Raw genomic sequence first — 7,354 nt, 5'->3', positions numbered from 1 at the left:
GGTGGTGCCGGATACCGTTTGGAATGGCGGACGCCACAAAGGTCCGCGAGGCTGCACATGCGCCGTTCACTTTCATTGCTTTGCGTTTTGATCACCTGTGGATTGCTGATCGATGCGCGCCCCCTCGACGCCCAACAGCCGGCGCCGCAGAACGAATACGACATCAAAGCCGGTTGGTTTTATTTTTTGGGCGGCTTGATTCAATGGCCGAAGCAGCCGTTTAAGGGAGCCGACAAAGATTTCGTGATCGGCGTGCTGGGAAACAATCCGTTCGGAGCCTACATCCGCCCGGATGGAAAAGGAGCATCGATCCATTCGACGAGAATCACGACCGATACGATCCAGCGCAAACCGATCAAAGTCATCCAGTACAGCTCGGTCGCTGAGTTTCAAAACAGCTACAGTCCGTGCCACATTCTATTTATCTCACGTTCTTCCGCACCCGGGGTTCTCGGGGAAACGGCACAGTCACGGGTCGAAGCGGCCTTGCAGAAAACCACGGGGCAACCGGTGGTCCTGGTCGGAGAGGCGGAAAACGAGGCCGAGTCGTTGGTCTACGCCAAGTCGGGGATCATCATTTGTTACTGGAACGATCTTCAAGAAAAGCGTGTCAAGATGGTTGTCAACGACACCCATGCCAAACGCGGACAGCTAAAGGTTCTTTCCCCCCTCTTACGCTTAAGAATTGTCACGGTGCTCTAAGACATTCAATCTGGATCAATCAGCATGCGACCGCTACGCGACCTGTCGATTCGAGTCAAATTAACAGGTTCGTTGATTGCCGTCGTCAGCATCGTGTTGTTGTTGTCGACCGTCGCGGGACTGGTCGAGCAACATCGCTCGGCCAAGACCGCCATGATGAGTCAGTTTTCTGTGTTGGCCGATGCGTTGGGTGACGCCAGCATCACGCCATTGGTCTTTGACGACGTTGACACGGGGGCGGAAGTTTTGGCGTCGGCGCGTCTGGAACCCAAGATTCTGTTCGTGCAAACCTTCGACGCCAATGGAAACCGATTCGCTTCCTACCAAGCCCCTGATTTCGCGTCCGAAGAAGTGGTCCTGCCGCCCGGTGAAGATCAATTCCTTTTCGAAGGTGAGTTCCTGCACGTGTCGAAATCGATTGACCGAGACGGAGCGACGATGGGAAGGATTTATTTGCGGGCGAGCATGAAAGACCTGTACGCGACGACGCGTCACAAGATTTTCCTCGCGACGCTCTCGCTGTTGATTTGTCTGTTTATCGCGATCCTGCTCGGCTCACTGCTGCAGCGAGAGATTGCCAGGCCGATCCTGGAATTGGCCGCTGCGACCAAGAAGGTGTCTGGCGAAGGGGATTTTTCCGCACGCGTGCACAGCAATTCCGGTGACGAAATCGGCGTGCTATGCGACGGTTTCAACACCATGCTCGATCAAATCCAACAACGTGATCGAGAGTTGGAGAAACATCGCGCGCACCTGGAGGAATTGGTGCGGGAGCGGACCAGTCGACTGGAAGCCCAAACGCAGGAATTGACCGATTCCAACGCCCAACTGGAACGCAGCAATCAAGAACTCGATGATTTTGCCTACATCGTCTCGCACGATTTGAAGGAACCGTTGCGTGGGATCTCACGTTACTCCTCGTTTATTGCCGAAGACTATGCCGGGAAGTTAGACGAGGCCGGCCACGAAAAACTTGAGACGCTGCAACGGCTTTGTTTACGTCAGGAAAACCTGATCGATTCGCTCCTGCATTATTCCCGTGTCGGCCGCGCCGAACTGGCGATCGCTCCGACCGACCTGAACGACGTCATCGAACAAGTTCTCGACATGATGCATATTACTTTAGAGGAACTGGGCATTGAGGTGCGGGTACCGCGACATTTGCCGACCGTGGCCTGTGACTCGGTCCGAATCGTTGAAGTTTTTCGCAATCTGATCACCAATGCGGTAAAGTACAATGACAAGGCGGACAAGTGGATCGAAATCGGTTTTCAGCAACATGATGAGTCCGGCGGCAACGGTCTGAACCCAACCGGCTTCGTCTTTTATGTCCGTGACAACGGGATCGGCATCCGAGAAAAGCACCAGGAGTCCGTCTTTCGAATTTTCAAACGGCTTCACGCCCGGGACAAGTACGGCGGCGGAACCGGCGCGGGATTGACGTTTGTGAAGAAGATTGTGGAGCGACATGGTGGTAAAATCTGGCTGGAATCGACGTACGGTGAAGGCACCACGTTTTATTTCACGCTTGAAAAAGGAATCGTCGCGTGAGTTGACCGAGCTATTTTTCGTAGGCGAAGGTTGGACGTGTCATTTCGATGCCATCGGAAACACTCGAGCCGATTGTGCAAAACCCGATGCAGAGGAGACGCGTGACTGATGGTCGACTGGAGCAATCAACCGATCCTGATCGTCGAAGACAGTCCGGAGGACTTTGAAGCGACCGTCCGCGCCTTGAGGTCCTCGGGGCTTCGCAATTCGCTGTACCGATGCAGCGACGGTGACGAGGCACTCGATTACCTGCACCGCCGCGGCGATTACGCATCGGCCGACACCGCGCCGCGTCCGGGGATCATTCTGTTGGACTTGAATCTGCCCGGGACCGATGGTCGTGAAGTGCTCGAAGAGATCAAGCAAGATCCTGAGTTGAAAAAGATCCCCGTGGTCGTGCTGACAACGTCAACCGACGAACGGGATATCGAAGCGTGTTACGAGTTTGGTGCGAACAGCTACATCCAAAAGCCGGTGGATCTGGCTGGGTTCGTCAATGCGATTCAGCGGCTGAAAGATTACTGGTTCCGGATCGTGGTGTTCCCCAAGACCGACGACTGAGAAATGACGCTTCGTATTTTGATCGTCGACGACAGCCCCGAAGACCGTGAGGTCTACCGGCGGCTGTTGGCCCAGCAAGCCTGGAACGAATACGACGTGGCCGAAGCGGATTGCGGCGAAGATGGGCTTGACGCGTGTCGGGACCATCCGCCGGATTGCATTTTGCTCGATTACAATCTGCCCGATCTGGACGGTCTGGAATTCCTCACCGAACTCCATGACGCCGTCCCCGATCACCACCTTGCCGTCGTGATGTTGACCGGCCAGGGCAACGAATCGATCGCCGTCGAAGCGATGAAGAAAGGTGCCCAGGATTATCTGGTCAAGGGTGAACTGACATCGGACAACCTGCAGCGAGCGGTCTCCAACGCCGTTGAAAAGGTCAGCCTGCAACGCGAAGTCGAACTGCAGCGCGAAGAACTGAAGCAGCGCAACGAACAGTTGCAACTGGCCAAGGAAGCCGCCGAGGCCGCCAACCGCGCCAAGAGCGATTTCCTGGCCAACATGAGTCATGAAATCCGCACGCCGATGAACGGCATCATCGGGATGACCGAGCTGTTGCTCAGCACGCAACACACAGCGGAACAAAATGAATACCTGTCGATGGTCAAAGACTCCGCCGACGCGCTGCTTCGACTGCTCAACGACATCCTGGATTTTTCAAAGATCGAAGCCGGAAAGCTCGCTTTGGAGGCGACGCATTTCAACCTGCGTGATTGCATCGGCAAGACCGGACAAACGCTGGGAATTCGCGCGGCCGACAAATCGTTGGAATTGCATTGTCGGATCGACCCGGAATTACCAGAGTACCTGCTCGGGGACGCCGGGCGACTGCGGCAAATCATCGTCAACCTGGCCGGAAACGCCATCAAATTCACCAGCGAAGGTGAAGTCGTCATTAATGTGGCCGAGGAAGCTCGGTTTGACGATCAGGTGCGATTGCATGTCTCGGTGTCCGACACGGGAATCGGGATTGCCCCGGAGCACCAGAAGAATGTGTTTGGGGTGTTCGAGCAGGCGGACTCTTCGATCACGCGAAAGTTCGGCGGCACGGGACTGGGGCTGGCCATCTCCTCGCAACTGGTGGCCATGATGGGCGGACAGATTTGGTTGGAAAGCGAACTCGGCAAGGGCACCACGTTTCATTTCACCTGCGAGTTCGGGCTCGGTTCACCACAGCCGACCGCATCGCCGATCGACCGTTCGGCGCTCGAGGGGCTGGCAACACTGGTCGTCGACGACAACTTGACCAACCGTCGAATCTTGGAAGAGATTCTGAACAATTGGAAGATGCAGCCGGAAACGGCTGAGAGCGGTGCGGCGGCCTTGAGTGAGCTGACACGGGCGACGGCCGATGGCCGTCCGTATCAGCTGGTGCTGCTCGACGCGATGATGCCGGAAATGGATGGATTCGAATTGGCCAAACGCATTCACGCCGATCCGAACATCAACCGCTGCACCCTGGTCATGATCTCCTCGGCGGCGCGCCCCGGTGATGCAGACCGCTGTCGCGAACTGGGCATCCTGCGGTACATGACCAAGCCGGTCGTCCAGTCGGAGCTGCTCGAGACGCTGTTGGAGGTGTTCGGCGAGCAGGCCGCCCAGGATCGTGCAGCGCAGTCCGATTCCGGCGAACCGGCAGAGCCGTCCGCGGGGCTGAAGATTCTGCTGGCCGAGGACGGGTTGGTCAATCAACGCGTCGCCGTCGGGCTGTTGCAGATGCGTGGTCACCACGTGACGATCGCCAACAACGGTAAAGAAGCCGTCGACGCGGTTCGCAACGACCGCTACGACGTCGTGCTGATGGACGTGCAAATGCCCGAGATGGACGGTTTGGAAGCGACGATCGCGATTCGTGAACTGGAGAAACCAAACGGCCGACACACGCCGATCATTGCGATGACCGCCGCGGCGATGAAGGGCGATCGCGAAAAGTGCTTGCAGGTCGGCATGGACGGCTATATCTCCAAACCGATCGACCCCGAACGACTCACCAGCACCCTCCAACAGATCTCTCCGGCCGAATCCGGTCCCGCCGCCGACGTGATGGCGCCCGCGACGCCACCTGAATCCACCGACGTGATTGACCTGGAATTCGCCCAGACGAGAATTCCCGGCGGAGCCCAAGGCGTCAAGGAAGTGGCTCAGCTGTTGATCGACGAATGCCCGAAGATGATCCATGAAATACGTGAAGGCTTGGCGAACCAGGACGCCAATCAAGTTCGACGCGGAGCCCACACGCTGAAGGGGTCTGCCGATTGGTTTGCCGCCAAGCGGGTTGTCGCGACGGCTAAACGATTGGAAACTTACGCCCATGATGGAGACCTGGACTCCGCCTCGACGGTCTTGCCAGAGCTTGAAGCCGAGGTGCGGCAACTCGTCGATGCCGTCAAAGAGCTGACGAAGCCCGCCATCTCACAATAGCAATCGCCCCCCGTTTCGCCTTCCCAATGCCCTACCTCCCGTCCACGCCGACGCGATGCATCGCTCGGACTGTTGCCACATTCTGTTTCCTTGCCATCGCGTCACAGACCGGATCGGCGCAGACAGCCCCGTCGTTGTCCATCGATCAAGACGGGCTGACGCTGATCCATTCCGATCACGCCGCATCAGCACTGCATTCGCCCACCGAAGGTCTATGGTCGATCGGAACCGGATGGAGCGAAAATGCGTCGACGGCCTGGCACCACGGGCAACCCGACCACGTGGAACGACGTGGGCCGTGGTCGATCGCGACCGGAACGGTTTCGACGGTCGATGGCGTCTGGGAAATCCGCGACCTCTATCGCGTGACGCCTCAAGGGGTGGTGCAAGCCAAACGGCGCTGGCACTACACCGGAGAAAAGCCCAGCGGACCGGTCGTGCTGTCGGTCCGATTCGTGATCGATTCGGCCGAGGGTGAGACGCCGCAACCGTTCTTGCCCGGCATCAATTATTACGGCAATCCGTCGGGAACCCGAATCGATGCTTCACGCGTCCCCACGTGGTCCGGCCGACCGGGCGAAGAGGCGTTGTACGAAGAGCATCGCTATCCGTTACCGTTTGCGGCGGTCGAACAGACGGGTGAGGCAGTCGCGGCGATCCACAGCCGACCGTCGCGGTTACCCTTTGCGGCACGCGAGGATCTTTGGTGGTCGCTCGGTTTGGTGGCCGGCGAGGGGACCGTTGAGATGACGCTGCGAAGTGGCCCCACCGCATCCAATGGCCAGCGGGGCGTGGTCAAGGCGCGGCAAACAATGTTCCTGCCGTACGACGACGCGCATTTGGTCGACATCCCGCCGGGCGCGATCATCGAGAAAGAGTTTTGGTTGCAGTTCACTCCGGCGCCGGATCCAGGCCACGGCTTTCGCCATCCGCTTTGGACGTCCATTGACTTGTTTGATCCCCGCACCGATCGCTCGCTGCCACGTCCGGCGGACGTGATGGCGGCCAAGATGAACGACACCTTCGATCGCTGGCACGAAGACGACCAGTGTGCCGGATTCCGGACGCGACCGCCGGGCAGCAATCCGTGGATCATGATGGGCTGGGCCGATCGCGCCGAAGTCGCTCCACGGGCGCTACTGGGGATGGATCTTCGACCCTACACCGATCAACCGGACAAATGGAAACAGCGGGCCGCCGACTCGCTCGACTTCCTGACGTCGGCCCCAACGCGGAAAGCCCCCTACGGCGATGGTTTCCCGATCGTCTATGACTACCAATCGCACCGCTGGCTTCCACGTCAGAATCCGCTTTCCCAGGCCCAGACGCTCCACGCCATGGTGGATGCCATCACCGAAACGGATCACCCGCATCGAGATCAATGGATGCGTTTTGTCGCGACACACCTGGACGCGATCGCCGAACGTATTTTGAAGTCCGATTGGCGGCCCGTGTCCACCAACGAAGCGTTTGCGATCGCGCCCCTGGTCAAAGGCAGCAACTACGCGTCGAACGATCGGTGGATGGCCGCGGCGATCAAGCTAGCCGATCACACGATCGAGCGTCATCTGGACATGAAAGAACCGTATTGGGGCGGCACGCTGGACGCCCGCTGCGAAGACAAGGAGGGGGCTTGGGCGGCGTTGCAGGGGTTTGCCGCACTGTACCGGGCCAGCCGCGATCCCCGCTACCTCCGCGCAGCAATTCATGCCGGTGATGTCTGCTTAAGTTATCTGTATGTCTGGGACGTCATGTTGCCGCCGGGACGTTTGGCCGACCATGACTTGAAGACGCGCGGTTGGACCGGCGTCTCGGTGCAGAACCAACACCTGGATGTGTTCGGCGTCGTGTTCACTCCCACGTTTTGGGAACTGGCCGACTGGACCGGCGACCAGCGGTACCGTCAGCTCGCCAAAATCATGTTCGTCAGCTGTGGGCAAATGACGGATCTGGCAACCGGGGTCCAGGGCGAACAGTTGCTGCAAACCAATTATGAACAGCATGCCCCCCGCGACGTCGTCGAAGGGATGCGTGGTGATTACGCCGAACGGTGGAACATCTACTGGATCACCGCACACTTTTTGACCGCGGCGGCCGACTTTGAGAAACTGGGCGT

Annotated in this window: 5 protein-coding genes; all 5 read left to right on the top strand. The window is 58.4% G+C overall.

Going from position 1 to position 7,354, the window contains the following annotated elements; genetic code table 11:
- Positions 1 to 702 (top strand): YfiR family protein (locus ABX749_RS15310; protein WP_372896736.1); only part of this gene is annotated, 702 nt, incomplete at its 5' end.
- A gap of 24 nt (positions 703 to 726) precedes the next feature.
- Positions 727 to 2,253 carry an ATP-binding protein gene (locus tag ABX749_RS15305; protein ID WP_372896735.1) on the top strand — a complete coding sequence of 509 codons (1,527 nt, stop codon included), beginning with the start codon at positions 727 to 729 and terminating at the stop codon, positions 2,251 to 2,253.
- A 108-nt stretch (positions 2,254 to 2,361) separates the two neighbouring features.
- The gene (locus ABX749_RS15300) at positions 2,362 to 2,814 is read left to right on the top strand and encodes a response regulator (protein ID WP_145211952.1); all 453 of its coding nucleotides are present in this window, start codon (positions 2,362 to 2,364) and stop codon (positions 2,812 to 2,814) included.
- A 3-nt stretch (positions 2,815 to 2,817) separates the two neighbouring features.
- Positions 2,818 to 5,238 (top strand): response regulator, encoded by a 2,421-nt coding sequence (locus tag ABX749_RS15295; protein WP_372896734.1) that lies wholly within the window; start codon positions 2,818 to 2,820, stop codon positions 5,236 to 5,238.
- A 134-nt stretch (positions 5,239 to 5,372) separates the two neighbouring features.
- The coding region (locus tag ABX749_RS15290; protein ID WP_372896733.1) for a hypothetical protein at positions 5,373 to 7,354 on the top strand (1,982 nt) is incomplete at its 3' end.

The organism is Stieleria sp., from assembly GCF_041595215.1.
In the GTDB taxonomy this organism is placed as follows: domain Bacteria; phylum Planctomycetota; class Planctomycetia; order Pirellulales; family Pirellulaceae; genus Stieleria; species Stieleria magnilauensis.
Note: the sequence above shows the minus strand (reverse complement) of the source record. Positions and strands in the feature narration are given on the sequence as shown.

Bases quoted from the DNA above. Each gene is read 5' to 3' on its own strand.
- ABX749_RS15295 (WP_372896734.1), top strand. From the start codon at position 2,818: ATGACGCTTCGTATTTTGATCGTCGACGACAGCCCCGAAGACCGTGAG.
- ABX749_RS15300 (WP_145211952.1), top strand. From the start codon at position 2,362: ATGGTCGACTGGAGCAATCAACCGATCCTGATCGTCGAAGACAGTCCG.
- ABX749_RS15305 (WP_372896735.1), top strand. From the start codon at position 727: ATGCGACCGCTACGCGACCTGTCGATTCGAGTCAAATTAACAGGTTCG.